The organism is Halospeciosus flavus (genome assembly GCF_029814175.1).
Lineage (GTDB): Archaea > Halobacteriota > Halobacteria > Halobacteriales > Halobacteriaceae > Halospeciosus > Halospeciosus flavus.
The window spans coordinates 2,668,381-2,693,717 of sequence record NZ_CP122312.1 but is presented as its reverse complement, the minus strand read 5'-3'; the positions used below and the strand labels follow the sequence as shown (position 1 = coordinate 2,693,717).

At 67.2% G+C, this 25,337-nt stretch carries 30 protein-coding genes, 1 tRNA gene and 1 pseudogene; 16 read left to right on the top strand and 16 right to left on the bottom strand.

What is annotated here, in order from left to right; translation table 11 throughout:
- Window positions 1–148: 148 nt before the first annotated feature.
- Window positions 149–292, top strand: a complete 144-nt coding sequence (locus P0Y33_RS14200; protein WP_279528042.1) for a 50S ribosomal protein L40e — start codon at window positions 149–151, stop codon at window positions 290–292.
- 81 nt (window positions 293–373) lie between these two features.
- On the opposite strand, the gene P0Y33_RS14195 is transcribed toward P0Y33_RS14200, so the two are convergent.
- Together P0Y33_RS14195 and P0Y33_RS14190 are read right to left on the bottom strand one after the other, a co-directional pair.
- Window positions 374–922 carry a GNAT family N-acetyltransferase gene (locus P0Y33_RS14195; protein WP_279528041.1) on the bottom strand — a complete coding sequence of 183 codons (549 nt, stop codon included), beginning with the start codon at window positions 920–922 and terminating at the stop codon, window positions 374–376.
- Between the two features lie 53 nt (window positions 923–975).
- On the bottom strand, window positions 976–1,587 hold the full coding sequence (locus tag P0Y33_RS14190; protein WP_279528040.1) for an MBL fold metallo-hydrolase: 612 nt from the start codon (window positions 1,585–1,587) through the stop codon (window positions 976–978).
- 73 nt (window positions 1,588–1,660) lie between these two features.
- Here P0Y33_RS14190 and P0Y33_RS14185 point away from each other — a divergent pair, with 73 nt between their 5' ends.
- Genes P0Y33_RS14185 through P0Y33_RS14175 form a run of 3 tightly spaced genes read left to right on the top strand, consistent with a single transcriptional unit; the run spans window position 1,661 to window position 3,047 of the window.
- Window positions 1,661–1,840 carry a DUF5786 family protein gene (locus P0Y33_RS14185; protein WP_279528039.1) on the top strand — a complete coding sequence of 60 codons (180 nt, stop codon included), beginning with the start codon at window positions 1,661–1,663 and terminating at the stop codon, window positions 1,838–1,840.
- Window positions 1,841–1,843: 3 nt separating this feature from the next.
- Window positions 1,844–2,416, top strand: coding sequence for an endonuclease dU (locus P0Y33_RS14180; protein WP_279528038.1), 573 nt, complete (start codon window positions 1,844–1,846; stop codon window positions 2,414–2,416).
- Between the two features lie 25 nt (window positions 2,417–2,441).
- On the top strand, window positions 2,442–3,047 hold the full coding sequence (locus P0Y33_RS14175; protein WP_279528037.1) for a uracil-DNA glycosylase: 606 nt from the start codon (window positions 2,442–2,444) through the stop codon (window positions 3,045–3,047).
- Between the two features lie 105 nt (window positions 3,048–3,152).
- Here P0Y33_RS14175 and phnE read toward each other — a convergent pair whose 3' ends face one another.
- The 3 genes from phnE to phnD all read right to left on the bottom strand — a co-directional run bounded on the left by phnE (window position 3,153) and on the right by phnD (window position 5,828).
- Complete coding sequence (phnE, locus tag P0Y33_RS14170) at window positions 3,153–4,061, bottom strand: phosphonate ABC transporter, permease protein PhnE (protein WP_279528036.1); 909 nt, start codon at window positions 4,059–4,061, stop codon at window positions 3,153–3,155.
- On the bottom strand, window positions 4,058–4,801 hold the full coding sequence (gene phnC / locus P0Y33_RS14165; protein ID WP_279528035.1) for a phosphonate ABC transporter ATP-binding protein: 744 nt from the start codon (window positions 4,799–4,801) through the stop codon (window positions 4,058–4,060). Before phnC ends, phnE begins: the two co-directional genes overlap by 4 nt.
- Before the next feature lie 73 nt (window positions 4,802–4,874).
- Window positions 4,875–5,828, bottom strand: a complete 954-nt coding sequence (gene phnD / locus P0Y33_RS14160) for a phosphate/phosphite/phosphonate ABC transporter substrate-binding protein (RefSeq protein WP_279528034.1) — start codon at window positions 5,826–5,828, stop codon at window positions 4,875–4,877.
- A gap of 117 nt (window positions 5,829–5,945) precedes the next feature.
- Between phnD and hisH the strand changes: the two genes are divergently transcribed.
- Window positions 5,946–6,620, top strand: a complete 675-nt coding sequence (gene hisH, locus P0Y33_RS14155; protein ID WP_279528033.1) for an imidazole glycerol phosphate synthase subunit HisH — start codon at window positions 5,946–5,948, stop codon at window positions 6,618–6,620.
- A gap of 163 nt (window positions 6,621–6,783) precedes the next feature.
- Here hisH and P0Y33_RS14150 read toward each other — a convergent pair whose 3' ends face one another.
- Window positions 6,784–7,344, bottom strand: a complete 561-nt coding sequence (locus P0Y33_RS14150) for a hypothetical protein (protein WP_279528032.1) — start codon at window positions 7,342–7,344, stop codon at window positions 6,784–6,786.
- 43 nt (window positions 7,345–7,387) lie between these two features.
- Window positions 7,388–7,735 carry a hypothetical protein gene (locus P0Y33_RS14145; RefSeq protein WP_279528031.1) on the bottom strand — a complete coding sequence of 116 codons (348 nt, stop codon included), beginning with the start codon at window positions 7,733–7,735 and terminating at the stop codon, window positions 7,388–7,390.
- 228 nt (window positions 7,736–7,963) lie between these two features.
- Between P0Y33_RS14145 and P0Y33_RS14140 the strand changes: the two genes are divergently transcribed.
- The 5 genes from P0Y33_RS14140 (at window position 7,964) to P0Y33_RS14120 (ending at window position 12,425) form a co-directional block, all read left to right on the top strand.
- Entirely contained in the window at window positions 7,964–8,113 is a 150-nt protein-coding gene (locus P0Y33_RS14140; RefSeq protein WP_279528030.1) for a hypothetical protein, read from the top strand.
- Window positions 8,110–9,174, top strand: coding sequence for an isocitrate lyase (gene aceA / locus P0Y33_RS14135; RefSeq protein WP_279528029.1), 1,065 nt, complete (start codon window positions 8,110–8,112; stop codon window positions 9,172–9,174). The genes P0Y33_RS14140 and aceA overlap by 4 nt, the downstream gene beginning before the upstream one ends.
- A 98-nt stretch (window positions 9,175–9,272) precedes the next feature.
- Entirely contained in the window at window positions 9,273–10,397 is a 1,125-nt protein-coding gene (locus P0Y33_RS14130) for a tRNA (guanine(26)-N(2))-dimethyltransferase (RefSeq protein WP_279528028.1), read from the top strand.
- 36 nt (window positions 10,398–10,433) lie between these two features.
- On the top strand, window positions 10,434–11,603 hold the full coding sequence (locus P0Y33_RS14125; protein WP_279528027.1) for a YihY/virulence factor BrkB family protein: 1,170 nt from the start codon (window positions 10,434–10,436) through the stop codon (window positions 11,601–11,603).
- Between the two features lie 3 nt (window positions 11,604–11,606).
- On the top strand, window positions 11,607–12,425 hold the full coding sequence (locus P0Y33_RS14120) for a phosphatase PAP2 family protein (protein ID WP_279528026.1): 819 nt from the start codon (window positions 11,607–11,609) through the stop codon (window positions 12,423–12,425).
- Here the strand turns inward: P0Y33_RS14120 and glnA are convergent.
- On the bottom strand, window positions 12,407–13,774 hold the full coding sequence (glnA, locus tag P0Y33_RS14115; RefSeq protein ID WP_279528025.1) for a type I glutamate--ammonia ligase: 1,368 nt from the start codon (window positions 13,772–13,774) through the stop codon (window positions 12,407–12,409). The genes P0Y33_RS14120 and glnA overlap by 19 nt on opposite strands.
- Before the next feature lie 126 nt (window positions 13,775–13,900).
- On the opposite strand from glnA, the gene lrp reads away from it, so the two are divergent.
- Complete coding sequence (gene lrp / locus P0Y33_RS14110) at window positions 13,901–14,362, top strand: HTH-type transcriptional regulator Lrp (RefSeq protein ID WP_279528024.1); 462 nt, start codon at window positions 13,901–13,903, stop codon at window positions 14,360–14,362.
- A gap of 215 nt (window positions 14,363–14,577) precedes the next feature.
- On the opposite strand, the gene thsB is transcribed toward lrp, so the two are convergent.
- Window positions 14,578–16,248, bottom strand: coding sequence for a thermosome subunit beta (thsB, locus tag P0Y33_RS14105; RefSeq protein WP_328518014.1), 1,671 nt, complete (start codon window positions 16,246–16,248; stop codon window positions 14,578–14,580).
- 244 nt (window positions 16,249–16,492) lie between these two features.
- On the opposite strand from thsB, the pseudogene P0Y33_RS14100 reads away from it, so the two are divergent.
- Window positions 16,493–16,720, top strand: a pseudogene (locus tag P0Y33_RS14100) (macro domain-containing protein); the annotation flags it as partial.
- Window positions 16,721–16,736: 16 nt separating this feature from the next.
- Here P0Y33_RS14100 and P0Y33_RS14095 read toward each other — a convergent pair.
- From P0Y33_RS14095 to P0Y33_RS14085, 3 genes are all read right to left on the bottom strand, one after another.
- Window positions 16,737–16,818 (bottom strand) — tRNA-Ser (locus P0Y33_RS14095).
- A 33-nt stretch (window positions 16,819–16,851) separates the two neighbouring features.
- Window positions 16,852–17,040 carry a hypothetical protein gene (locus P0Y33_RS14090; protein ID WP_279528023.1) on the bottom strand — a complete coding sequence of 63 codons (189 nt, stop codon included), beginning with the start codon at window positions 17,038–17,040 and terminating at the stop codon, window positions 16,852–16,854.
- 4 nt (window positions 17,041–17,044) lie between these two features.
- Entirely contained in the window at window positions 17,045–17,425 is a 381-nt protein-coding gene (locus P0Y33_RS14085; protein WP_279528022.1) for a RidA family protein, read from the bottom strand.
- 118 nt (window positions 17,426–17,543) lie between these two features.
- Here P0Y33_RS14085 and P0Y33_RS14080 point away from each other — a divergent pair, with 118 nt between their 5' ends.
- A complete protein-coding gene (locus tag P0Y33_RS14080; protein WP_279528021.1) occupies window positions 17,544–18,458 on the top strand; it encodes a hypothetical protein in 915 nt (304 codons plus the stop codon).
- Here P0Y33_RS14080 and ilvA read toward each other — a convergent pair.
- The 3 genes from ilvA to citZ all read right to left on the bottom strand — a co-directional run bounded on the left by ilvA (window position 18,434) and on the right by citZ (window position 21,481).
- Window positions 18,434–19,645: a threonine ammonia-lyase gene (ilvA, locus tag P0Y33_RS14075; protein WP_279528020.1), complete on the bottom strand. Its 1,212-nt coding sequence runs from the start codon at window positions 19,643–19,645 to the stop codon at window positions 18,434–18,436. The genes P0Y33_RS14080 and ilvA overlap by 25 nt on opposite strands.
- A 216-nt stretch (window positions 19,646–19,861) precedes the next feature.
- Window positions 19,862–20,254 (bottom strand): gamma-glutamylcyclotransferase family protein, encoded by a 393-nt coding sequence (locus P0Y33_RS14070; protein WP_279528019.1) that lies wholly within the window; start codon window positions 20,252–20,254, stop codon window positions 19,862–19,864.
- A 90-nt stretch (window positions 20,255–20,344) separates the two neighbouring features.
- Window positions 20,345–21,481, bottom strand: a complete 1,137-nt coding sequence (gene citZ / locus P0Y33_RS14065; RefSeq protein WP_279528018.1) for a citrate synthase — start codon at window positions 21,479–21,481, stop codon at window positions 20,345–20,347.
- 167 nt (window positions 21,482–21,648) lie between these two features.
- Between citZ and P0Y33_RS14060 the strand changes: the two genes are divergently transcribed.
- Complete coding sequence (locus P0Y33_RS14060; protein WP_279528017.1) at window positions 21,649–22,890, top strand: potassium channel family protein; 1,242 nt, start codon at window positions 21,649–21,651, stop codon at window positions 22,888–22,890.
- A gap of 15 nt (window positions 22,891–22,905) precedes the next feature.
- Here the strand turns inward: P0Y33_RS14060 and P0Y33_RS14055 are convergent, their stop codons facing one another.
- Window positions 22,906–23,193, bottom strand: a complete 288-nt coding sequence (locus P0Y33_RS14055) for a DUF7536 family protein (RefSeq protein WP_279528016.1) — start codon at window positions 23,191–23,193, stop codon at window positions 22,906–22,908.
- A gap of 90 nt (window positions 23,194–23,283) precedes the next feature.
- Here P0Y33_RS14055 and P0Y33_RS14050 point away from each other — a divergent pair, with 90 nt between their 5' ends.
- Window positions 23,284–24,240 (top strand): succinylglutamate desuccinylase/aspartoacylase family protein, encoded by a 957-nt coding sequence (locus P0Y33_RS14050; RefSeq protein WP_279528015.1) that lies wholly within the window; start codon window positions 23,284–23,286, stop codon window positions 24,238–24,240.
- Window positions 24,237–25,325: a pyridoxal-phosphate dependent enzyme gene (locus tag P0Y33_RS14045; RefSeq protein ID WP_382218364.1), complete on the top strand. Its 1,089-nt coding sequence runs from the start codon at window positions 24,237–24,239 to the stop codon at window positions 25,323–25,325. Before P0Y33_RS14050 ends, P0Y33_RS14045 begins: the two co-directional genes overlap by 4 nt.
- Window positions 25,326–25,337 lie beyond the last annotated feature (12 nt).

Sequence of the window (25,337 nt, the reverse complement as noted above, 5' to 3'; positions counted from 1 at the left end):
GTCGCGTCTCACGAGCCTGCGTTCACTTCGTTCACGCAACGGGCGACGAGCGAACGGAGTGAGGAGGGCTTGCTACGGTGTCGCGTCCAGCCGAGAAGACGAGGCGCGTTCCTAAACGCTTAAACGCGACGCCGCCGAAGCCACGTCCATGAGCCAGAGCATCGAGGAGCGTCTCCTTGAAAAGCAGATCTGCATGCGCTGCAACGCACGGAACCCGAAAGACGCCGACCAGTGCCGCAAGTGCGGCTACAAGAACCTCCGCCCGAAGGCGAAGGAAGCGCGCGCGGCCTGACGTTCGGAGTCGGAACACCCCACACCCACTTTCTCGCGACGCCACCCACCGGAGAGCCGTAGCACCGCTGGCCGAGTGAGGCTACCCGCTCGACTCCTCTCGGATTCGCCACTCGCGGTCGAGGACCGCGAAGAGGTCGACGTCGACGTAGTCGCCGTCCCTGAACGCCGCCTCCTCGAAGGTCGCCTCGTGGCGGAAGCCGAGTTTCTCGAAGACGCGCTTCGAGCGCTCGTTGCCGGCGAAGACGCGGGCGACGACGCGGTGTTTGCGGAGTTCGTCGAACGCGTAGGTGGTGAGGAGTTCGGCCGCCTCCGTCCCGTAACCCTCACCCCAGAAGTCCTCGGCCAGGGCGACGTGGAGTTCGCCCCTCCCGTCGGGGTGGTCGATGGGGTCGAGCGAGACGGTGCCGACGCGCTCGCCGTCGACGCAGACGAGGAGGTTCACGGAGTCGTTCGACGAGACGACCTGCTCGTACCACTCCTGCTCCTGTCGGGCGTTCTTCGGCGTCCGAACCGTGAGGTGACTGCGGACCGCCGGCGAGTTGATGGTCCGCTGCAGGAAGCCGAGGTCGGCCTCCTCGATGGTGTGCAGGGCGACGCGCTCGCCTTCGAGGAAGATTGCGCCGGGCATGGTCGTGGGGTCGCCCGGGAGCGGGGTAAGCGTTCGGGCGCCGTCCGCGTCCCCTACTCGTCGGGATACTTCGGTTCGCGCTCCTCCGCGCGTTCGAGTGCCGTCTCGACGACGTCACGGACGTCGCCGTGGAAGACGCCGCCGTGGCCCGCGTACATGTGTTCGACGCCCTCGGGCATCCGGTCGAGGATGCGCCGGATGCTCTCGATGAGTTCCTCGCGGGACTGTCCCGGCCGGTCGGTACGTCCGAAACTCCCGTAGTCGAACGCGCTGTCGTCGTGGACGACGACGTCGCCGCTGAACAGCGTCGTCTCGGAGACGAAGGCGAGGTGGTCGTCGGCGTGCCCGGGCGAGTGGACCGCCTCGAACGACTCGGTGCCGACGGTCACCTCGTCGCCGTCGTCGAGTTCGTGAGTGCGGAGGGGGTGGTCGGCGTACGCGTACACGTCGGGGTCGAAGGCGTCGACCACGGCGTCGAGTTCCGCGACGTGGTCGCGGTGCTGGTGGGTGAGGACGACCCGGTCGAGTTCGTCGACGTGGTCGGCGACGACGTCCTCGACGCCGGGCATCGCACCGACGTCGACGAGAGTGGTCGTCCCCTCGGCGACCAGGAAGGCGTTACAAGTGAACGTCTCCGCCTCGCGTGTGACCTCGATCACGTCCATACAGTCGTCTCGAAGCGCCACGAATAAATAGGCGGTTCATTTTAGTGGCCGTAACCCGTATATACGAGTGACCATGGGCTTTGGCAGCTACGACGAGTCCGAGCAGGAGCGTCAGGAGCTGGACTCCGGGGACGTCGACGACGATTCGAGCGTCAAATCGGAGGAACACGCCCACGAGGGCGAAATCGACTTCGAGATCGGTGCCTCGAACGACGAACTACTCGACCGACTGAAGGACATCAAGCAGGACTGACCCGTGAAACGGGGGACGCGGGCGCTCGGGGTGGCCGAATCGTTCGGCCCCGACGCCGAGCGGAGCACCCTCTGCGGTGCCGTCGTCCGCGCCGACCGCGTCGTCGACGGATTCGCGTACGAGACCTGTCGCGTCGGTGGGACTGACGCGACGGAAGCGATTCGTTCTCTCTTTCGTGAACTGGGCCGCGAAGACGTCCGTCACCTCCTGGTGGCGGGTGTCGCACCCGCGTGGTACAACCTCGTCGACCTCCACACACTCCACGAAGTCGTCGGGATTCCGGTCCTCTCCGTCTCCTTCGAGGAGAGCGAGGGACTCGAAGACGCACTCGCCCGGGAGTTCGACGGGGAAGCACTCGCCCGGCGACTCGACACCTACCGCGCACAGCCACCGCGCCGTCCCGTCGACGTCGGCGACGACCGCGTGTTCGTCCGGGCGGTCGGTTGCGACGACGAGACCGCCGCCCGCGTCGTCAGCGCGCACACGCCCGAGGGGAGCGGTCGACCCGAACCCCTCCGGGTCGCACGCCTGGCCGCCCGGGCGGCCGACGACCTGCGCCGGACCCACGACGCTTAACCCGCCGCTGGTCGTCGCCTCCAGTATGAGCGCAGACGACGACCTCGAACACATGGAGGGTCTGGAGGTCTCCGGCTGTTCGCGCTGTCCGGACCTCGTCGAGTCGCGACGCCGTATCGTCAACGGCACTGGTCCCGAGGACCCGGACGTCCTGTTCGTCGGGGAGGCCCCGGGCGAACAGGAAGACGAGGAGGGGACTCCGTTCGTCGGGCGTTCGGGCGACGTCCTCGACGACGTGCTCGGCGAGTACGGACTCCCGCGTTCGGACGTCCGCATCACCAACTGCGTGCGCTGTCGGCCACCGGAGAACCGCGACCCTACCGACGAGGAACTCGCCAACTGTCGACCCCACCTCGAACACGAGATCGACCTCGTCGACCCCGAAGTGATCGTGACTCTCGGGAAGGTGCCGAGCCAGCACCTCCTCGGCCGCGACGTCGCGGTCACGAAGGAAGCGGGGACGGTCGAGACGGTCGAGATCGCCGGCGAGCGCCACGACGTCCTCGTCTGCGTCCACCCGGCCGCGACGCTGTACGACCGGAGTCAGCGGGAGACGTTCGAGAAGACCATCGAGAAGGCGGCCACCATCGCCGGCGCGGAGGGTGGCCAGTCGACGTTCGGCGACTTCTGAACGAGTCGTCGAGAACGAGAGCGGGAACGGAGCGGGAGTGGGAGCGGGAGAAGGGACGGGAAAGGAACGGGAAAGGAGCGAGAACGGAGCGAGCGTCGAGCGGCGTTACTTCGAACCGCCGCCACCGCTGCCGGCCCACTTGTCGGCGTCGAACAGTGACTTGATGGCGTCGACGATGCCGCGGCCACCCTCCTCGTTCTCGCTCGGGCGGAGTCGCGAGCGGAGTCGCGAGGAGACGAGTTCGACGGAGAGCACGATGGCGATGACCATGATGATGCCCGCCGCGGCCTCCTGGAACTGGAGGAGACCGATGTTCGACTGGATGTAGCGACCGATCCCGCCGGCGCCGACGACACCGAGCGAGATGGCGATGCGGACGTTGATCTCGAGGATGTAGAGGGTCCACGCGATGAACGAGGTGAACACCTGACTGAGCATCCCGAAGACGACGGTCTGCGGTTCGGACGCGCCGGTCGAGCGGATGGCCTCGATGGGCCCCTCGTCGATCTCTTCGAGTTCGTCGGTGAACAGCCGGCCGAGGTTCCCGACGGTGTCCGTCGCGACCGCGAGGACGGCGGAGACGGGCGTGATACCCGCGAGCGGGACGTAGATGAGGATCCAGACGAGTGCGGGGACGGCCCGGATGGTGGACATCGTCCCGCGGAAGAGGAAGTTGAAGGGGAACGGCGTCACGCGCTCGGAGCCGAGGACGCCGAAGAGGAGCGCGAGCGGGAAGCCGATGACGGTCCCGGTGAAACCGACGATGATGGTGACGATGCTGGCCTGCGCGATGCGTGGCAGGTCACCGAACGCCGGGTGGGTGAAGCCGTACAGCGAGTCGATGAACGCGTTGCGCTGTCGCCAGAGTTCGGCGATGGTGAAGCCGATGTGGGTCAGTCCCCACACCGTCACGGCGAGGACGACGAAGACGGCGAGGATCGTCAGGGCGCGACGGACGCGCTGGTGTCGTTCGATACGGTCGAGTGCCGACTTGATGCGTGATTCCGTGCTCATGTCTCGATTCGCTTCGTCTCCGAGTCTTCTTCGTAGTAGATGCGGTCGACGTCCTCCATGGTGAGTTCCTCCTTGCTGCCCTCGAAGACGACTTCACCGTCGCGGATACCGACGAAGTAGTCGCCGAACTCGCGGGCGATGTTCACCTGGTGGAGGCTGGCGATGGTGGTTAGCCCGCGGTCCTTGGCCGCATCGCGCATGTAGCCCATCACTTCGGCCGCCGCCTTCGGGTCGAGGCTGGCGACGGGTTCGTCGGCGATGAGGAGCGACGGTTGCTGGACCAGCGCGCGGGCGATACCGACACGCTGCTGTTGGCCGCCGGACATCGACCCAGTGCGCTGTTCGGCCTCTTCGAGGAGGCCGACGGTGTCGAGCGCTTCGAGTGCGGCCTCCTTGTCCGACTCGTCGTTCCAGGCGAGGAGACTCTCGAGGAGTCCCGCCCGCGAGAGACCGCCGGTGAGCGCGTTGCGGTAGGCGCTCATGCTCTCGATGACGTGGTGCTGCTGGAACACCATCGCGATGTCGCTGCGTGCCCCCGTAATCTCCTCGTCCCCGATGTAGACGGACCCCTCGGTGGGGTCGGCGAGACCGTTGAGAATACGCAGGAGTGTCGACTTCCCGGCACCCGACGGGCCGAGGACGGCGACGAAGTCACCCTCGTCGACCTCGAACGAGACGTCGTCGAGTGCGACGGTGTCCCCGTAGACCTTCGTGAGGTTCTCCACTGATACGGCCGGCATTCGTTCAGGAAAACGGAGTGAATCGGTTTGAGGGTTCCGGAGTCGAGAGACGCCCGAGACGTGAGGGCGTGTCTCAGGCCGAACTGAGGAGGTCGGTGCTGATACCGAGGTCGTTCGCCACGTCGATGACTGGCTGATAGGTCTTCAGATCGGCAGGTCGCATCTTGCTGAACCAGAGGTCGTCGTTGGTCCCCTCCTTCCCGTCGGCCCCGTAGTACATCGAGTTCGGCGCACCGTCGAGGATGCTCACGAGTTTCTCCTTCTTCTCCGTGGAGAGCGTCGGACTCGTGACGACGGGGGCACGCGGGATGCCCTTGTACCGGGAGACCTCCTGGACGAAGTCCTTGTAGTCGCGTTCGCCGTCGCCGTTCTCGTCGGCGTCCTTGACCGTGATGAATCGACCGACGCCACAGGCGTCCGCCTGGCCGTTCTTCATCGCCTGGAACGCCTGGGCGTGACTCGACCAGGTCGCCGAGAAGTCGGCGCCCTCGTCGCTCCGGGGAGCCTTCCCGACGTCGAGACCGGCCTGTTTCAGCTGGTAGAGCGGGTAGAGCGAGCCGCTGGCGCTGGTCATGTCCGCGAAGGCGATCTTCTTGCCCTTCAGGTCCGACAACGTCTCGATTCCGGAGTCCTTCCGCGTGACGATGACGCTGGAGTAGTCCCACGAGCCGTAGGCGTAGCGCTGGAGCGCGATGTTCGCCTTCTCGGCCTTGACGCCGAGTGCCGCGGCGAACGGACCGGTCTCGGCGATCTCGGCGTTCCCGCTCCCGAGCGCCTGCAGCACCGCGGTGTAGTCGGCCGCGTACTGGAGTTTGACGTCGACGTTCGAGGCCGTCTTCTCCGCGAGGAACTGCTTGACCGGCTTGTACTGTTTCATCATGTACTCCTGTGGCTCGGACGGAGACATGACGAAGGTGACCGTACCGTCGCCGTACGGTTGCGAACCGAAGTTCCCGATACACCCTGCGGAGAGGCCGATGGCGCCCACCGCACCCGCCGATTTGAGGAAGTCACGTCGTTGGACCATGTGGTCACCTACGAATACGTGAGGATGTGAATAAGATTTTTCCTTCCGGGGTGAGCACGTTCGAGGACACCCGCGCGAACGGAAAGCGACTTGCCCCCGCTCGTCCTACCCACGGGTATGAGTACGCGGCAGACCGCACCCGAGGAGACCGACGCCTCGGTCGTCGTGGTCGACTACGGACTGGGGAACCTCCGCAGCGTCTCCCGTGGTCTCGAACGGGCCGGCGCGAGCGTGACCATCAGCGACGACCCCGAGGCCCTCGACGACGCCGACGGCATCGTCCTCCCGGGCGTCGGCGCGTTCAGCGAGGGGATGGAGAACGCCGGGCCGTTCCGCGACGCACTCGCGGAGGCCGCCGACGCGGGCAAGCCGGTGTTCGGCATCTGTCTCGGGATGCAGATGCTCCTCGACAGTAGCGAGGAGTCCACCCGCGCCGGCCAGGGCGAGGCACACGGTCTCGGCCTCATCCCCGGGACGAACGTCCGCTTCGACGCCGACCTCGACGTGAAGGTCCCGCACATGGGGTGGAACGAACTCGACGTCCAGCGCGACCACCCGCTCGTCGACGGGGTGGACGGACAGTACGCCTACTTCGTCCACTCCTACTACGCCGAACCCGACGACGAGCACGCGGTCGTCGCGACCACCGACTACGGCGTCCACTTCCCCAGTATCGTCGCCAACGAGGCGGGCAACGTCTTCGGCACCCAGTTCCACCCCGAGAAGTCCGGCGAGACCGGCCTCCGAATCCTCCGGAACTTCGTCGACATCTGCGTCGAGTCGGACGCGTAGCGAAACGAGCGACGCGGCCACTCCGTTTCTCAGTTATCGCCGCCGTTTCCGAGATGTACGCCGAGTTGGGCCGATATTCGGCCCGTTTCTCAGATATGGCCGGCGTTGTCGAGATATGGGGCCGGATAACTGAGTTGTGTCCCGGTGCTCGATCACGTCGGGGTCAGTCCACCAACCGAACGTCGTCCACCCACCGCGTCACTTCCGTCTCCCAGACGACCGAGATTCCCACCGCGACGACGCCCAGGCCGTCGCCGTCGACGGGGTACTCGAAGGTCTTCCACCCGCCGTGGTCCTCGACGGCCCGTGAGGTGTCGAACTCGCTCTCGCGGAGGACGCGGTCCGGACCGGCGAAGGCCGCGACCTTCGTGATGGTGTTGAACGACTCCTGTGGGCTGTAGACGTCGACGGCGAGCGTCGACCCGTGCCCGAGGTCGACGGGCTGTTGGACCCACACCATCCCGTCGTCCTGGCGACCGTCGATGGACAGTTCCAGCGCGCGCTCGCCGCTCGACGCACGCTCGCCCGTGACGCGGACGTCGGTCTCGACCGGCCCACCAGTGTTCGGGTCCGTCGGGAGGTCCGTCCCGACCGACCACGAGCGGAGACCCGCCTCGAAACTCCCGTTGTCGAGGCGTCGACGCGGTGACTTCGTGGGTGCGCTACAGCCAGCGAGGCCGCCGAAGGCGGCCCCGGCGGTGGCGAGGAAGCGACGTCGTTCCATGCCCGACGACGCGCACCCGAGGGAGAAAACGGTACGGGCCGGGTTAGAGGAAGTCGCGGACCTCGGAGTACCACATGTCGTGGTAGTCGACCTCGCCGACGCGCTCGGCGATGTCGGCGGCGAGGGCGTGCCAGCAGCGTTCTTCGGGGTCCGCGGGGTCGAGGTTGTACTGGCTGTCCTCGCAGGTACAGCCACCGTCCTCGACGACGTACTCGTCCGAGTGGCCGACGACGACGGTGAAGTCCCGGTACTCCTTCACGCGCCCCTCCGAGACCGCCTCGATGGCCCGCTGGCCGCGGTCGCCGTGGACGTCGAGAATACGTTCGACTATCGGCGGCGTGAGTTCGCCGGTCTCCGAGAGCGCCGCGCGCCAGTCGTCGACGGCCGTCACGCCTCTCGATTCGCCGCGAACGAGTAAAACGGGTTCGGTCCACCGTCCACCGAACCAGTCCTTAATGATAGTTAATGAGTGTAGCACACTGGAAACACAATCTAACATTAACTTTAATTAAGAATAGGCGGTCTTCCCGGATGCGATGTCCGTACCCGTACACCCCAAACACGCCGCGACGGACGCATCGACCGACGACTTCCACAGACGACCCCGAACCCCACCAACATGACCCGACACTACACCGACGCCGAGAACACCGGACTGCCCGCGATTCCCAACCTGAACGACGACGAGCCGACGACCGACGCCCGCCAGCGTCGCGAGACGATGGAGGAGGACGTCTGGAGCCACCGCCTCACGGAGGACGGACGATGAGCGGCGACGAGGACTACCCCGACTACACCGCCCGCGACATCGACAACCCCGCGGGTCGGGAGTTCCGCGAACTGCTCGACGAGCAGGACTACACCTTCGCGCCCGGCATCTTCCACGCGCTCGACGCCCGCCTCGCCGAGCGCGCCGGGCTCGACGCCGCCTACATGAGCGGCTACTCCACGGTCCTCGGCCAGTTCGGCTTCCCGGACCTGGAGATGGTCACGATGACCGAGATGGTCGAGAACGCGAAGCGCATCGTCGACTCGACCGACCTCCCGGTCGTCGCGGACTGCGACACCGGCTACGGCGGCATCCACAACGTCCGGCGGGCCGTCCGCGAGTACGAGAAGGCCGGCGTCGCCGCCGTCCACATCGAGGACCAGACGACGCCCAAGCGCTGTGGCCACATCGCGGGCAAGAAGATCGTCTCCCGCGAGGACGCCAAGGCCCGCTTCGAGGCCGCCGTCGACGCCAAGCAGTCCGAAGACACGGTCGTCATCGCCCGGACCGACGCCTACGGCTCGGCGAACGGCGACTGGGAAGAGCACCTCGAACGCGGCCGGATGTACGCCGACGCCGGCGTCGACCTCGTCTGGCCCGAGATGCCCGACCCGAGTCGGGAGGACGCCGTCGAGTACGCCGAGACCATCCACGAGACGCACCCGGACCTCTCGCTGGCGTTCAACTACTCCTCGTCGTTCGCGTGGTCCGAGGAGGAGGACCCGCTCACCTTCCAGGAACTGGGCGACCTCGGATACGACTACATCTTCATCACGCTCTACGCGCTGCACTCCGGCGCCCACGCGGTCTACGAGGACATGAAGAACATCGGGGAGAACGCCGAGCAGGCGCAGTTCGACCTCGAAGACCGCTACCTCGGCCACGAGACGGAGTCCCACCACGACCTCTCGCTGGTCAGTCGCTACCAGGGAATCGAGAAGCGCTTCGACCCCGAGGCCCGCGAGCGCATCGAGGGCTCGGAGGGGTACAGCGACGACCAGGCCGACCCCATCACCTCGCAGGACCGCGAGGAGGAGGAACCAGGAACGGCCGACGACTGACTCCCCGACCACGTCGACCGACGTCGTTTTCGCGGCCGGGGCCACTCATCCCCGGCCACTTGCGGTTCCTTTTTTCGTCACAACACCCACGGTCCGGTATGGACGTATCCGAGGGAGCCGTCTCCATCGAGGTCCCCGAAGCCTCCGGCGGCGGCGAGGGTGCCGCGTCGGGCGTCTTCTTCAACCCCGACCAGGAACTGAACCGGGACATCACCGTCGCCGTCCTCCGCGCGTTCGGCGACCGCGAGGAGCGTGCCGAACGATACTTCGACGCCACCGCGGCCAGCGGCATCCGCGGAGTCCGGGCCGCCGCCGAGGGGTGGGACGTGACGATGGCCGACGTCGACGCCGACGCCGTCTCGCTCGCGCGCGACAACCTCGACCGCAACGACCTGGAGGGCGAGGTTCTCCTCCAGGACGCCAACGCGGTCCTCCACGACGTCGACCGGGTGTTCGACGTCGTCGACGTCGACCCGTTCGGTTCGCCCGTCCCGTTCGCGGACGCGGCGTTCGCCAACACCCGGGACCTCGTCTGTGTGACCGCCACCGACACCGCCCCGCTGTGTGGCGCCCACTTCGAGAGCGGCGTCCGCCGCTACAGCGCGGTCCCCCGCAACACCGAGGACCACGCCGAGATGGGCCTTCGGGTCCTCCTCTCGACGCTCGCGCGCACGGCCGCCCGCTACGACGTCGGCGTCCGACCGGTCCTCTCGCACGTCACCGACCACTACGTCCGGACCTACCTCGAACTCGACCACCGGGCGACCGACGCTGACGCCGCCCTCGACGAACTCGGCAACGTCCACCACTGCCCGGAGTGTCTCTACCGGGAGTGGGAGTACGGTCTCCTCGAGGGCGAACGCCAGGGCTGTCCCCACTGCGGCGGCGACAACGTCGTCACGGCCGGCCCGGTGTGGCTCGGCCCCGCCCACGACGCCGACTTCGTCCGCGACGTCCGCGAACACCTCTCCGAGGAGATGGGTCGCTTCGACCGCGCGCGAGACACGCTCGAGACGATCGCCGACGAACTGCACGTCCCGTTCCACTACAACCAACACAAACTGTACAAGCGCTGGGGCGAGTCGGCCATCGCGATGGACGACTTCCTGGCGGTGCTCCGCGACGCCGGCCACGAGGCCTCTCGAACCCACTTCGGGGGCACGCGTTTCAAGACCGAGGCCGACGTCGGCGAGATTCGCGAGGCCGTCCTCGCGGCGAACTAAACAGGTTATTAGTGGGGCGGTAGCGAACGAGTTGGCGTGAGTCGTCTCGCCGCCGCCACCGGGCTCGTCCGCGCCGTCGCCGCAGACGCGAAGGATAACCGTATCACCTTCCTCGCGGCGGCCGTCGCGTACTACGCGTTCGTCTCGTTCATCCCCCTCCTGTTGCTCGTCGTCGCCGTCGGGTCGTACGTCGGGGCGGGGTTCGCAGACGCCGTCGCCAACGCCACGGCCGGCGTCCTCGCGGAGAGTGGCCAACGGCTCCTCGAAAACGCACTCCAGAACCCGGACGGCCGACAGGGCGCGACGGTCGTCTCCGTCGCGCTGTTGCTCTGGTCCGGCCTCAAACTCTTCCGCGGCCTCGACACCGCCTTCTCCACCGTCTACGGCGTCACCGAGGTCGAGGGCATCCTCGACCAACTCCGAGACGCGCTGGTCGTCCTCGTTTCTATCGCCGTGGCCGCCGGGGCCGCCGTCGCGGTCGGCATCCTCGTGCCCGTCCTCGACGTCGTCCCCTACGCGGGCGTCGTCGGCGTCGTGGTGCTCGTCGTGATGCTCTTCGTCGTCTTCCTCCCGATGTTCTACGTCTTCCCGGACGCCGAACTCGAACTCGCCGAAGTGTGGCCGGGCACGCTCTTCGCCGCCGTCGGGTGGACGGTGCTGACCCACGCGTTCCGACTCTACGCCGGTTACGCCGACGAGTACGAGATATACGGACTGCTCGGCGCCGTCATCCTCTTCGTCACCTGGCTGTACGTGAGCGGCATCGTTATCATGCTCGGGGCGGAACTCAACGCCGTGCTCGCGGGACGCACCGAAGACGAAGCCGACGCCGACGTCGAGGTCGAACGCCCCGAGTCGGCGCCGGACGTCACTGAGATGGCCAAGGAACTGCGGGAGGTCCGCGAACGTCTCGACCGGAAGACGGTCTCGAGAGACGACCTCGAAGCGGACCTCCACGAGTACGTCGAGCAACGCGTCCGCCGGAACCACGCCCGCGGGTGGGGACCGTACCTCGTCCTCCTGTACGGGACGGCGATGACGCTGGGCGCCTTCTACCTGCTCTCGGGCGGGTGGGCCATCCTCGCGATGGTCGTAATCTGGCTCTCGACGCTCGGACTCTACACCCTGATGGTGCTCGTCGGCGCCGGGTTCAGCGCCGCCGACGTACCCGGAAAAGCGATGAGCTGGTTCCGTTCGAAACGCTAAACGATGCGTAACGTTGGCCTCACCGAGTTCCTGTCGGGGCTCGTCCCCGAGATGCTCGTCCCGCTCCTCTTCGCGTTCACCCAACTCGGCGACCCCTGGTTCCTGATGGTGACCGCGACGCTCGCCTACTGGGTCGGCCCGCGCTACCGACTGCTGGCGACTCGCGACGGAGCACGGGTCCTCGCCGTCGCCGTCGGCGTCCTCGCGTTCGTCGAGGGCGCGAAGGCGTTCTTCGGCCTCCCGCGTCCGCCGGCGGCGGTCACGCTCGTCCCGAAGGAGAGTTTCGCCTTCCCGAGCGGCCACGCGACCGGGAGCGCCGCCATCTACGGGTCGCTGGGAGCGCTCCTCGGCCGGTGGTCCGAGCGAGCGCGCTACGCCGTGGCCGCCGGAATCGCCGTCTTCGTCTCGTTCACGCGGCTCTTCCTCGGCGTCCACTACCTCCTCGACGTCGTCGTCGGACTCCTGCTCGGCGCCGCGTTCGCGTGGACCGTCGTCCGCCTCACTCGCGAGCGCGTCGTGTTCGGGTACGTGTTCGCGGTCGCCGTCGGCGTCGCCGCGCTCGTCCTGACCGGCGCGAACCGAGACAGCGTCGTCGGGACGGGGTTCGCACTCGGCGCGCTCGTGGCGTGGCTCGCGGTACGCGAGGACCTCCCGGAAAATGGGGCGAGTACGGTGGCGACGGGCGTCGGACTCGTCGTCGTGGGCGCGATCAGCGTCGCCGCGCTCCGGGTCGCGATGCCGTCGTGGGCCGTAGTGCTGTGTAGTCTGTTCGGCGGCGCGGGGCTGGTGGGCGTCCCCGCGGTTCAGAACTTCTCGAGGTAGCGGTCTTCCTCCCAGCCGGAGACGTAGGTCTTGTACTCCGCGAACTCCTGGCGTTTGGCCTCGGCGAACTTCTCGGAGACGTGCTCGCCGAGTCCCTCCTGGACGACTTCGTCCTCCTCGAGGGCGGCGACGGCCTCGCCGAGGTTCCCGGGGAGGGTCGTGATGCCGTACTCTTCGCGTTTCTCCTCGTCGAACTCGTAGATGTCCTCGCGAACTGGCTCGCCGGGGTCCGCGTCGTTCTCGATGCCTTCGAGGCCGGACTTGATGACCGCGGCCAGCGCGAGGTAGGGGTTACACGAGGGGTCGGGCGAGCGAATCTCGAAGCGCGCGGAGACGCCCGCGGCGTCGGGGACGCGGATGAGCGCCGAGCGGTTGACGCCGGACCAGGCGACGTACACCGGGGCCTCGTACCCGGGGACGAGACGTTTGTAGGAGTTGACCGTCGGGTTCGTGACGGCCGTGAACGCCTGGGCGTGGTTCAGGATACCGCCCATGAACTGGTAGGCCGTCTCGCTCAGGTTGAACTCGTCGTCGTCGTTCGCGAACGCGTTGCCGTCCTCGTCGAACAGCGAGATGTGGCTGTGCATCCCCGAGCCGTTGATCTCGCCGATGGGCTTGGGCATGAACGTCGCGTGGACGTCGTGTTGCTCGGCGACGGCGCGGACGACCGAACGGAACGTCGCGATGTTGTCCGCGGCGGTGAGCGCGTCGTCGTACTTGAAGTTGATTTCGTGTTGGCCCTCGGCGACCTCGTGGTGGGAGGCCTCGATCTCGAAGCCCATCTCTTCGAGGGCGTAGATGATCTCGCGACGGATGTCCGAGGCGAGGTCTTTGGGCGCGAGGTCGAAGTAGCCGCCGTTGTCGTGCGGTTCGGTCGTCGCGTTTCCTTCCTCGTCCTTCTCGAAGAGGAAGAACTCGGGTTCGGGGCCGATGGAGACCGTGTAGCCCATCTCCTCGGCCTCGTCGAGGACGGACTTCAGGACCTGCCGCGGGCCGCCCTCGAAGGGTTCACCCTCGGTCGTGACGACGTCGCAGATGAGACGAGCGCTCGCGCCGCCCTCCGCCTCCTTGCGCCACGGGAGAATCGCGAACGTGTCCGGGTCCGGAATCAGGCGCATGTCCGACTCCTGGATGCGGACGAACCCCTCGATGGACGACCCGTCGAAGTAGATTCCCTCCTCGAACGCCTTCTCGGCCTGTTCTGCGGGAACGGAGACGTTCTTCACCGTCCCGAGGATGTCCGTGAACTGCAGCCGCAGGAAGTCGACGTTCTCCTCTTCGATGCGGTCGAGGACGTTCTGTGCCTCCGCGGTGAGGCCACCGTCTGCAACGACATTTCCGTTCGTCATTAGTTAGGTCACTTAGTCTGTGCTGTTGGACTACTAAAGCGGTACCGGTGCTCGCAAATCTTGGACGGCAAAATGTAGAACTGGACATTCGTTAAGTTCTAAACCCCCGAGGGAGTACGGGGGTGTATGACCTACGAAAACCTCGACGCGAAACTCGTCAACGCGCTCCTCGACAACGGTCGGGCGAGTCTCCGGAGCCTCGGCGAGGAACTCGACGTGTCGGTCACGACCGTCTCGAACCACCTCAAAGACCTGGAAGCGGACGGCGTCATCGAGGGGTACACGCCGATCGTCAACTACGACAAACTGGGCTACGACGTCACCGCCATCCTCCAGATGAAGATCGAGGGGGACGCGCTCCCCGAGGTGACCGAGCGACTCAAAGACGAGAAGCAGATGATCTCGGTCTACGAAGTCACCGGCGAATTCGACGTCATCGCCGTCGGGAAGTTCACCAACACCGACGACATGAACGCACTCATCAAGCGCCTCCTCGCCGACGCGGACATCAAGGAGTCGAGTACGAGCGTCGTCCTGAACTCGCCCGCCGAGAACGAGCAGTTCGAACTCGACGTCGACGAAGAGTAGCCACCGAGCACCTCCGTTCTCCCTGCCGGTTTCCGCGTCGTTCGCCGCGTCGACGGGATAGCGCAGCGTCTCTGCGAGAAGTCGCGATACCCGTCGGTGGTGGGCGTGGCGTCGAAAGAAAGCGAACAGTCAGAGAGCGGTGCGTGACGGTGCAGTGGGTGACGTGGCTGTTACGAGGAGCCCTCAGTGGGCCGTTGTGAAACTCTCCGGGAGTTTCACATCATGCCGCCCATGCCGCCACCCATGCCGCCGCCCATACCGCCGGGACCGCCGGCGCCGCCCTCTTCACCCTTGTCGGTGGAGAGGTCGCCGGCGGAGATGATGTCGTCGATCTTGAGGACGAGGTTCGCGGCCTCGGTGGCGCTGGTGAGCGCCTGCTCCTTGGCGTGAGCGGGTTCGACGACGCCGGCCTCGAAGGTGTCCTCGAGTTCGCCGGAGAGGACGTTCAGGCCGGTGCGCTCCTCGCCGGACTCGTGGGCCGTACGGAGGTCGACGAGGATGTCGATCGGGTCGAGACCCGCGTTCTCGGCGAGCACGCGCGGGATGAGTTCGATGGAGTCCGCGAACGCCTCGACGGCGAGTTGCTCGCGACCGGAGACGGAGTCCGCGAACGTGCGGAGACGGTCGGCGACCTCGACCTCGATGGCGCCGCCACCGGGGAGGACGCGGCCGTCCGTGAGGGTCTGGGCCGCGACGTCGAGCGCGTCGGTGAGACCGCGCTCGAGTTCCTCGACGACGTGGTCGGTGGAGCCACGGAGGAGGATGGTGACACCGTGGGACTCTTCGCTGAGCCCTTCGACGTAGAAGAGTTCGTCCTCCTCGTCACGGGAGACGTCGCCGTGGCCGAGGTCGTCGGCGGTGACGGAGTCGAGGTCCGAGACGATGGACCCACCCAGGACGTTGTGGAGGAACTGGATGTCGGACTTCTTGACGCGACGGACTGCCAGGATGCCCTCCTTCGCGAGGTAGTGCTGGGCCATGTCGTCGATGCCCTTCTGACAGAAGACGACGTCCGCACCGGCCTCCTCGATCTGGTCGACCTTCTGGCGGAGCTGCTTCTCCTCCTGGTCGAGGAACTTCTGGAGCTGGTCGGGGCTGTCGATGGAGACGTTCGTGTCGGCCTCGGCCTCCTCGACCTCGATGGCCTCGTTGAGGAGGAGCGTGTTCGCGTCCTCGACCTCGACGGGCATCGAGTCGAGGACCGGGTCCTTGTCGATGGCGGCGCCGTTCAGGAGTTCGGACTCGCCGACGGCGCGGCCGGTCTGCGTCTCGATGTTGATGTTCGCGACGTCGACGACGGTCGAACCGTCCTCGGCCTCGACGGCGACGTTCTTGAGCGCGCGGTAGAGGATGTCGCTGAGGAGTTCCTTGTCAAGTTCGGCGCCCTTCCCGGTCATGGACGTCTCGGCGACCGAGCGGATGAGCCCCTCGTCGTCGGGGTCGACGTCGACGGCGATGTTGTCGACCTCTTCGCGGGCCTTCTCGCTCGCGAGGTTGTACCCCTTGATGACCGCCGTCGGGTGGATGTCCTGCTCGAGGAGGTCCTCGGCGTTCTTGAGGAGTTCACCCGCGATGGCGACGGCCGTCGTCGTGCCGTCGCCGGCCTCGTCCTCCTGGGTCTCGGCGACCTCGACGATCATCTCGGCCGTCGGGTTGTCGATGTCCATCTCCTGGAGGATGGTGACGCCGTCGTTCGTGATGGTGACGTCACCCATCGAGTCGACGAGCATCTTGTCCATCCCCTTCGGGCCGAGCGTCGACCGAACGGCGTCCGCGACGGCACGGGCGGCGGAGATGTTGTGTTCCTGAGCGTCCTTGTCCTTCACTCGCTGGGCGTCCTCACCCATGATGATCATGGGCTGGCCCTGCATCCGCTGCTCTGCCATAGTCACACGCTGATTGAATGTGCTTCTATATAAATCTTCGCTGACGGCCAGTGCCGTGGTACTAACTACCAAACAGTCGAGCGTCGCGACTACCGGACGGACAGCCACTGTCGACGACGAGTCGTGTGCCGTCGATTTCGGGCCGCCGACGCCCGTTCGAACCGCCATTTAAGTACAGGTAAGAGCTAACGGAGCGGCGGGCCATCCCCCGTCCATGGAGTTCGACGTCGTCCAGGGAGACGTCGCGGCACAGTCGGCCGACGCGCTCCGCTGTACGTCGGTCGTCCTCCCGGCCATCGGCTGTGGCGTCGCGGGGTTCGCACTCGAAGACGGCGCCGCGATCATCTGTGAGGAAGTCGACGCCTTCCGACCGCGGAGCCTCGACGACGTGCGACTGATCGCCTACGCCGACGACGAGTACGAGACGATGCGCGACGTGGCAGAACGGGTTCGGCGGCGCTCGTCGGTGTGAGTTCGGAGAGAGAAGACGCCGGGACTGGGATTTGAACCCAGAACCCCTAACGGGGACACGCTTTCCAGGCGTGCGCTTTGCCATTCGGCCATCCCGGCTTACTCGCATCCAATCGTAGTGGAGTGTCGCGTTTAAACCCTTCTTTTCGCGGCGGCGTGTGCCACACCCGTCACGATCCCGCCGACGGCGAGCGCCACGGCGAGGACGGCAGGCCACGGGACGAGACGGCCGCCGAACAGTCGGTACCCCAACGCGAGCACGAGGAACGCGAAGACGCCGACGAGACCCCACGCCAGCGCGTCGCGGGTGCGGGCGTCCACGTCCCTACTTCTGGGCGGCGATAGCCTCGATTTCGACGCCGACTCCCTTCGGGAGTGCGCCGGCCTGCACCGCCGAGCGGGCGGGCGGGTTGTCCTGGAAGTACTCGCTGTAGGCGTCGTTCATCGCCTCGAAGTCGTCGATGTCCGCGAGGAACACCGTCACCTTCAGCACGTCCTGCATGTTCAGCCCCTCCTCTTCGAGGATGGCCTTCACGTTCTCGAGGGACTGGCGGGTCTGGGTGGCGATGGGTTCGTCGTCGAGGAGGTCGCCGTCGGGCGTCATGGGTATCTGGCCGGCGGTGAACACGACGTCGCCGTTCGTCGTCGCCTGGCTGTAGGCGCCGACCGCCTCGGGTGCGTCCGGTGTCGAGATGGTTCGCTTCATACCGGGATACACGCGTGCCCGCGACTTAACTGTGGGTCACCCAGTCCCGGTCCCAGGCCCGGTCCCGGTCCCAGGCCCGGGCCGTCGCGTTCAACACCCGGCGGCACGAAACACGTGTATGCGCGACCGGTCCTGGCTCGGCGTTCTCACCTCCTTCGTCCTCCTCGCACTCGCCGTCGCACTCCGGAGCGTGCTCCGTGCGCGAGCACGAGTGCCGGACGCCCCGTTCAGTCCACTCACCGCCCGCTGGCGGGTCGGGCCGGACTGGCCGGAGCGCCGCGGCGTCACGACCGGCGACCGACCGGCCGGCGAGATGGACGACCTGGCCGCCTACGCACGGGACGACTTCGACCCGGACGACGTCCACCCCGCCGTCCGGCGGTTCTACGAGCGAACCGGCGACTACGCGATGGTCTTCGACGTACACTGGCACCGCCCCTTCCGTCTCGGCGCGGCGCTGGCCGCACCCGTGACGTCCCTGCTCGAACAACTGAACCTCCCCGGTCCCCGTTCGGAGGACGACGGGCCGTGGACGCTGGAGAGTGAGTTCCTCGACGTCGACTCGGCCGCCGACCCGCGCGAGGGAGCGCGGGCCTGGGTTCGGACCGCCGCCGAGACCGGCGCGGCCGTGTTCGTCGCCGTCTACGGGTCGCACGTCTCCGACGACGAGCGATACGTGAACATCGCCGCACCCCTACCCCACTCGAACCTGAGTACGGTGCTCCACCTCTCGCACTTCGACGGGACGGCCGAGGGGACCGGTCTCGAACTCACCACCGCCGCGGCGGGAGACCCCGGACTCTACCTCGTCACGCCGCTCGGCACGTTCGAACTCCCGGTGGACCAGACGTTTCGGGTGTGGCCACCGGACGCACCGAACGCACCCGACGCCCCCGACACACCCGACGCACGGACGGACTCCGACGAGGAATCCGAAGAGGACACCCTCGTCGCGACACACGAGATGTGGCTCTCGGGCCGGCAGTTCCTCACCGTGACCTACCGCGTTCAGACGAGCAACTCGACGTCGTAGCCGGCGCCTTCGAGGCGGTCGAGGAGGTCCGCGACGTGCTCCTCTCCGCGGGTCTCCAAGTCGAGTTCGACCTCCGCGGCGTTCATCGCGACGTCGCGGTTCGTCCGGTCGTGCTGGATGGCGTAGATGTTCGCGCGTTCCTCGGCGAGAATGTCGAGGAGGGCCTGGAGGGACCCGGGACGGTCCTTGAGGACGGTCCGGAGTTTGACGTAGCGTCCCTGGTCGACCAGCCCTCGCATGACGACGGTCGTGAGGAGGTTCAAGTCGATGTTCCCGCCGCTGAGGACCGGGACGACGACCTCGTCCTCCTCGTAGACGAACTTCCCTTCGAGGAGCGCGGCGAGGCCGACCGCGCCGCCCGCCTCGACGAGCGTCTTCCCGCGTTCGAGCAGGTAGACGACGGCCGTCGCGATCTCGTCGTCGCTGACCGTCACCACGTCGTCGACCCGTTCGCGGATGACCGGGAAGGTGTGCTCGCCGACCTTCCGGACGGCGATACCGTCGGCGATAGTGTCGACGGCGTCGAGCGCCTGCGGGTTCCCCTTCTGCAGGGAGTCCGCGACCGACGACGCACCCTCCGCCTGGACGCCGATGACGCGCGTGTCGGGACTCCGCTCCTTCACGGCCGTCGCGACGCCCGAAATGAGTCCGCCACCGCCGATAGGGACGACCACCGTGTCGACCTCGGGGAGGGCGTCGACGACCTCGAGACCGAGCGTCCCCTGCCCGGCCATCACGTCCTCGTCGTCGAAGGCGTGGACGTACGTCCGTCCCTCGGCCTCCTCGATTTCGTGGGCGCGCGCCTGTGCCTCGTCGTAGTCGACGCCGTGGAGGACAACGTTCGCCCCGTAACTCCGCGTCGCCTTCACCTTCGAGATAGGGGCCGTCTCGGGCATGACGACCGTCGCGTCGACGTCGCTCCGCGAGGCGGCGAGCGCGACCCCCTGGGCGTGGTTGCCCGCGCTCGCGGTGACGACGCCCGCCTCGCGGTCCGCCTCCGAGAGCGTCCGAATGCGGTTCGCCGCACCCCGAATCTTGAACGAACCCGTCCGCTGGAACATCTCCATCTTCGTGTGGACCTCCGCACCCGTCATCGCCGAGAACGTGTGCGAGTAGTCCAGCGGCGTCCGCCGGGCCACGTCGGCGATCCGGTCCTCCGCGGCGAGTACGTCGTCGAGTTCGAGCATACCTGAAGGTACACGGAGCGACTCAAAAGGATACTGACCAGACAGCGAGAACGTCGGGTGTACGGTCCGTCATCGGCCGCTACGGTAGGAAGGGGAACCTGACCGACGCGGCGTCTCCCGACGATACGACCCAGCGTGTGACACTCCGAGACTGACTGCACTCGACGGTACAGCCCCGGCCAACTTAAAGACGAGGGGAGCGCAGTGAAAGTGAAACTAAACGACTCGGACGTCCTCCTCGTCGACGTAGCGTTCGACGCGTTCGCGGAGCGGGCCGGTTCCCGGCCACGCAACCCCGTCGACGCCGAGCATCACGGGGTCGCCGACGTACACCTGCACGTCGCCGTCGCCCTCGCGGTCGAGTGGAACGCTCACGCGGCGGTAGAGCCCACGGGCGACGCCCTCGTACTCGTCGAGTGACTCAACCTCGGCGGTGTGGAGGAGTCGGCCCTCGGTGCGTCCGCCGGGAACGAGCGTCGGGTGCTCGCCCGACTCGTCGACGGCCATCCCCACCAGCGTCGCCGCACCGGCGTACTCGAACTCGGTGAGGACTGCGTCCGCCGTCGCGGGGTCGGTGAGCGTCCCGTAGGCGAAGAAGGTCTCCTGCATCGACTGTTCCTGCGGGCGGCGCACTCTTCGGGTTTCTGGTCCCCGTCACCGGGTCGCTCGCAAAAACCCGGAGGGAAAACGGCGGTCGGGTTACCGCTCGTCGAGCGGCGTGAACTCCTGGTCCTTCGGCCCGACGTAGCGGGCGCGCGGCCGGATGAGGCGGTTGTCCTCGTACTGTTCGAGGACGTGGGCGATCCACCCACCGGCGCGGGCCATCGCGAAGATGGGGGTGTAGATGTCGACGGGAATGCCCATCTGGTAGTAGGTCGTCGCGGAGTAGAAGTCGACGTTCGGGGCGAGACCCTTCTCCTCTTTCATGTACTCCTCGATGGCGACGGACGTCTCGTACCACTTCGTGTCCCCGGCGGCCTCGCCGAGTTCCTCGGACTTCTCGCCGAGGATCTTCGCGCGGGGGTCCTTGACGTTGTAGACGCGGTGGCCGAAGCCAGCGACGCGCTCGCCGTTGTCGAGGGCGTCTTTCACCCACCGGACGGGTTCCTTGCCGCTCTCGTCGACCTCCTGGAGCATCTCCATGACGTTCTGGTTGGCGCCGCCGTGGAGCGGTCCGGCGAGGGTGCCGACCGCGGAGGTGAGAGCGCTGTGGAGGTCCGAGAGGGTCGAGGCCGTGACCATCGAGGAGAACGTCGAGGCGTTCAGCCCGTGGTCGGCGTGGAGGACGAGGGCCATGTCGAACGTCTCGGCGAGGACGTCGTCCGGTTCCTCGTCGTTGAGCATGTAGAGGAAGTTCGCGGCGTGGTCGAGGTCCTCGCGGGGTTCGACCGGATCGTCGCCGTCGCGGAGTCGCGTGAACGCCGCGATGATGGTCGGAATCTTCGCGGTGATGCGTTTGCCCTTCGCGAGGTTGACCTCGGTGTCCTGCGGGTCGGCGTCGGCATCGGGGTCGTGGGCGGAGAGCGCGGAGACGGCCGTGCGGAGCGCCGCCATCGGTTCCTCGTCGGCGGCGGCGAGGTCTTCGACGAGCGCGAGGACGTCGTCGTCGACCGTCCGGTTCGAGGCCATGTCGGCCTCGAACTCGTCGAGTTCGTCAGCTGTCGGAAGTTCGCCGTGCCAGAGGAGGTAGAGGACCTCCTCGTAGGAGGCGTCGCGGGCGAGATCCTCGATGTCGTACCCGCGGTAGACGAGGCGGCCAGCGTCGCCGTCGATGTAACTGAGCTCCGACTCGGCGACGAGCACACCTTCGAGACCCTTCTTCAGTTCGTCGGACATACCCGACGATTCTTCATGCCCTTAGAAAAGGATTTTCCATTAGCAATCGTCGGTGAAACCGCAGGATGGCGTCGCGTTTTTCGACGAATGACGGAGGGTATTTTCGACCTAAATCGGACCACGCTCCCCCACGTGTCTTTTTAGGGCGGCGCGACCAACCCCGGAACATGGCCGGCCACGTCGAGTACGAACCCGCGAGCGTCAAGGATCTCCTCGCGGAGATGAAAGACACCGCCGAACTCCTCATCGACCTCTCCTACTCGGCGGTACTCCACGGGAGCGACGAGATCGCCGCCGAGGTGCTCGCGCTCGAAGAACGCATGGACGTCCTCCAACTTCGCGCGCGCATGAGTATTATGCTCGCCGCTCGCAACCCGGACGAGGCGGAGACGCTCGCGCCCGTCCTCGGCATCATCGGCGCCGCCGAGAAGATCAGCGACGCGGCCGGCGACATCGCGAAGGTCGTCCGCGAGGACATCGGCGTCCCGAACGCCATCCGGACCGCGCTCCCCGAAGCCGTCGAGACGCTCGTTCGCGCGGAACTCGACGCCGGGAGCGACTACACGGGCCGGACGCTCGGCGACGTCAACATGGAGACCGAGACCGGCGTGCGCGTCATCGCCATCCGCCGAGAGGACGGCGACTGGATCCTCAACCCCGACCGGGAGACGACGCTCCGCGGCGGCGACGTCCTCCTCCTCCGCGGTCCCGAGGGGGGTGTCGAGACCGTCTACGAGACGGCGACCGGGACCGCCTACGAACCGCCCGAGTACGCCGAGGCCGAGGTCGAGGACCTCGAACGTGCCGTCGACTCGCTCGTCCTGATGAAGAACATGAGCGAACTCGCGGTCGACCTCGCCTACGGGTCGGTCCTCTTCGACTCGGAGGATATCGCCGCCGAAGTCGTCGAACTCGAAGCCGAGGTCGACGCCCTCAAGTCCCGCTTCGAGGCGTGGGTCCTCCGAGCGGCGAAGGACATGGACGACCCGGTGAACCTCCGCGGACTCGTCCATCTCGCGACCTCGACGGAGGTCATCAGCGACGCCGCCCTCGAGATCAGCGAGGGAGTCCTCCGCGGACTCGACACCCACGTCGTCGTCCAGGAGGCCGTCGAGGAGTCCGACGAGGTCATCGTCCGCGTCGAGGTCGCCGAGGGAAGCGACCTCGCGGGGACGACGCTCGGCGAGGCCGAGGTGAAGACCGAGACCGGGATGCGGGTCATCGCCATCCGTCGCCCCGAGTCGCACCTCGGCGAGGAGAAGACCTACACCACGTCCGTCCACCCCTCCGACGAGTGGGTCGTCCAGCCTGGACCCGAGACGAAGGTCCGCGCCGGCGACGTCCTCATCGCCAAGGGGACGCGTGCGGGTTCCGACCGGCTCGCCGACCTCGCCGGGCAGGTGGAGTAGCGCGAATCGCGCGGCTCAGTCGAGTCGGCGGACGAGCCGGTACGTCCGAACGAGGACCAGGACGGTCGTGAAGAAGAGACCGAGGGCCACCGCGAGGACGAACCCGAGGACGAGGTAGCGAAGCGGGTTCGCCGCCCCCTTCAGCACGACGAAGACGAAGTAGACGGCTACCGCGACCATCGCGCCGCCCGCGAACCCCTGTACTGCGAGGCCGCGCACCCGGAGGGCGTCGAGGAGGTTGGCGACGCCCGGCCGCGCGCCCGGCTCTGCGTCCGTCGCTGGCTCCACGTCCCGGTCGCTCATGGCCGAGACGTGCGTAGAGAGGGGTAAAGCCGGTTCGGTTCCGGTACGATACCGAACGGCTCAATATCCTCGCCCGGTGTCAACGAAGTAATGACCACTCTCGGCTCCGCGAGCGCCGACCCCGGCGAACTCGACACGGGGCGCCTCGAAGTCGGTGAGACGCGCGACGGGACCCCCATCGGTCTCCCGGTCGCCGTCGTGAACGGCGCCGAATCCGGCGAGACACTCTACATCCAGGCCGCCAGCGACGGCGACGAACTCAACGGCGTCGGCGTCGTCAACCGCGTCGTCCCGCAACTCGACCCACAGGAACTCTCCGGACAGGTGCTCGTCACCGGCGTCACCAACTGGCACGCCTACCAGGTCGCCGAACACCGCAACCCCATCGACGACACGAAACTGAACCGGGCGTTCCCCGGCAACCCGGACGGTTCCTCCTCCGAGCGCATCGCCCACGCGGTCTTCGACGCCGCCACCCGTGCCGACTACGTCCTCGACCTCCACCAGGGGTCGACGAGCAGGATGATCAACGAGGTGCGCGTCCGCTGTGGCCGCCACCACCGGATGCACCGCGAGTCGCTCGAACTCGCGAAGGTGTTCGGCTGCGGGCACATCCTCGACCAGAAGGGCCCCGAGGGCCAACTCGCCCGCGCCGCCCCCGACGAGGGCATCCCCACCGTCGACCCCGAACTCGGCGGGTGTGTCGGCTGGGACGAGGAGAGCATCGAGTACGGCGTCGAGGGCGTCTTCAACGTCCTGCGCTACTACGGCTTCCTCGACGGCGATGTCGAGACCGAACCCCAGACCCGTGCGACCGGCTTCGACCGCTACGGCTCCCCGACCGGTGGACTCGTCCGCTTCCAGAAGGACCTCGGCGACGAAGTGTCGCGGGGTGACGTCCTCTTCCGCGTGACGGACGTCTTCGGCCAGTTGAAGGCCGAGGTCACTGCCGACTCCGACGGCGTCTTCTGGCGCTCGCGTCGCCTCCCGCAGGTTGCCTCCGGCGAGTACGTCTGCTCGGTCGGGACCAACGTCTCCACCTACTGATGGCGGCGTTAGCGTGTCGCGACTGCGGACGTACGTACGCGGGCGGCGTCGACGAACCGTGGCGCTGTACGTGCGGCCACGCCCTCGACTTCGCCGAGCGACCGCTCCCCGACCACGGCCCCGACGCCGTCGACCCGAAACGGGGGCTGTGGGCCTTCGAGGAGTTCGTCCCCGTCTCTCCCGAGGTGACGTTCGACGAGGGATGGACACCACTGACCCGCTCGGAGACGTGGGACGCCCAGTTCAAACTCGACTACTGCTTCCCGTCCGGGAGCTACAAGGACCGCGGCGCCACCGCCCTCCTCTCGCGTGCGGCCGAACTCGGCGTCGAACGGGTGCTCGAAGACTCATCGGGGAACGCGGGTGCCGCCGTCGCGCAGTACGCCGCCCGCGCGGGCATCGACGCGCGAATCTTCGTCCCCGCCGACGCCAAGCCCGCGAAACTCCGGGCCATCGAGGCCAGCGGCGCCGACGTCGTCCAGGTCGAAGGAACCAGACAGGACGTGACGGACGCCTGCGTCGACGCGGTCGAGGCGGGCGAGGGCTGGTACGCCAGTCACGCGTGGAACCCGGCGTTCTTCGCGGGCACGAGCACGTTCGCCTTCGAGGTGGCCGCCCAGCGCGACTGGCAGGTGCCGGACGCCGTCGTCCTCCCACTGGGCCACGGGACGCTCTTCCTCGGCGCCTACCGCGGTTTCCGCGCGCTCCACGACGCCGGGTGGGTCGACTCGGTCCCCCGACTGCTCGGCGTGCAGGCGGCCGGTGTGGCACCCATCGCCGCCGAACTGCACGGCACGGGCGCCGCGCTCGGCGACAACGCGGTGGCCGACGGCGTCCAGATCGCCGAACCCGCCCGGAAGGACCAGATCCTCGACGCCATCGACGACACGGACGGGGACGCCATCGCGCTCGACGCCGACCCGACCGCCGACGCGCTGGACGCCCTGCACGAAGCAGGGTTCTACGTCGAACCGACGAGCGCCATCGCCGTCGCCGGTCTCGACACCTACCGCGAGCGCGGCGTCGTCGACGCGGACGACGACGTGGTCGTGGCGCTGACGGGCCACGGGCTCAAGGGCGAATAGAGAGAGAAGTCG

Coding starts and splice junctions, on each gene's coding strand:
- P0Y33_RS14200 (WP_279528042.1), top strand. CDS start 149: ATGAGCCAGAGCATCGAGGAGCGTCTCCTTGAAAAGCAGATCTGCATG.
- P0Y33_RS14195 (WP_279528041.1), bottom strand. CDS start 922: ATGCCCGGCGCAATCTTCCTCGAAGGCGAGCGCGTCGCCCTGCACACC.
- P0Y33_RS14190 (WP_279528040.1), bottom strand. CDS start 1,587: ATGGACGTGATCGAGGTCACACGCGAGGCGGAGACGTTCACTTGTAAC.
- P0Y33_RS14185 (WP_279528039.1), top strand. CDS start 1,661: ATGGGCTTTGGCAGCTACGACGAGTCCGAGCAGGAGCGTCAGGAGCTG.
- P0Y33_RS14175 (WP_279528037.1), top strand. CDS start 2,442: ATGAGCGCAGACGACGACCTCGAACACATGGAGGGTCTGGAGGTCTCC.
- phnE (WP_279528036.1), bottom strand. CDS start 4,061: ATGAGCACGGAATCACGCATCAAGTCGGCACTCGACCGTATCGAACGA.
- phnC (WP_279528035.1), bottom strand. CDS start 4,801: ATGCCGGCCGTATCAGTGGAGAACCTCACGAAGGTCTACGGGGACACC.
- phnD (WP_279528034.1), bottom strand. CDS start 5,828: ATGGTCCAACGACGTGACTTCCTCAAATCGGCGGGTGCGGTGGGCGCC.
- hisH (WP_279528033.1), top strand. CDS start 5,946: ATGAGTACGCGGCAGACCGCACCCGAGGAGACCGACGCCTCGGTCGTC.
- P0Y33_RS14150 (WP_279528032.1), bottom strand. CDS start 7,344: ATGGAACGACGTCGCTTCCTCGCCACCGCCGGGGCCGCCTTCGGCGGC.
- P0Y33_RS14140 (WP_279528030.1), top strand. CDS start 7,964: ATGACCCGACACTACACCGACGCCGAGAACACCGGACTGCCCGCGATT.
- aceA (WP_279528029.1), top strand. CDS start 8,110: ATGAGCGGCGACGAGGACTACCCCGACTACACCGCCCGCGACATCGAC.
- P0Y33_RS14130 (WP_279528028.1), top strand. CDS start 9,273: ATGGACGTATCCGAGGGAGCCGTCTCCATCGAGGTCCCCGAAGCCTCC.
- P0Y33_RS14120 (WP_279528026.1), top strand. CDS start 11,607: ATGCGTAACGTTGGCCTCACCGAGTTCCTGTCGGGGCTCGTCCCCGAG.
- glnA (WP_279528025.1), bottom strand. CDS start 13,774: ATGACGAACGGAAATGTCGTTGCAGACGGTGGCCTCACCGCGGAGGCA.
- lrp (WP_279528024.1), top strand. CDS start 13,901: ATGACCTACGAAAACCTCGACGCGAAACTCGTCAACGCGCTCCTCGAC.
- thsB (WP_328518014.1), bottom strand. CDS start 16,248: ATGGCAGAGCAGCGGATGCAGGGCCAGCCCATGATCATCATGGGTGAG.
- P0Y33_RS14085 (WP_279528022.1), bottom strand. CDS start 17,425: ATGAAGCGAACCATCTCGACACCGGACGCACCCGAGGCGGTCGGCGCC.
- P0Y33_RS14080 (WP_279528021.1), top strand. CDS start 17,544: ATGCGCGACCGGTCCTGGCTCGGCGTTCTCACCTCCTTCGTCCTCCTC.
- ilvA (WP_279528020.1), bottom strand. CDS start 19,645: ATGCTCGAACTCGACGACGTACTCGCCGCGGAGGACCGGATCGCCGAC.
- P0Y33_RS14070 (WP_279528019.1), bottom strand. CDS start 20,254: ATGCAGGAGACCTTCTTCGCCTACGGGACGCTCACCGACCCCGCGACG.
- citZ (WP_279528018.1), bottom strand. CDS start 21,481: ATGTCCGACGAACTGAAGAAGGGTCTCGAAGGTGTGCTCGTCGCCGAG.
- P0Y33_RS14060 (WP_279528017.1), top strand. CDS start 21,649: ATGGCCGGCCACGTCGAGTACGAACCCGCGAGCGTCAAGGATCTCCTC.
- P0Y33_RS14055 (WP_279528016.1), bottom strand. CDS start 23,193: ATGAGCGACCGGGACGTGGAGCCAGCGACGGACGCAGAGCCGGGCGCG.
- P0Y33_RS14050 (WP_279528015.1), top strand. CDS start 23,284: ATGACCACTCTCGGCTCCGCGAGCGCCGACCCCGGCGAACTCGACACG.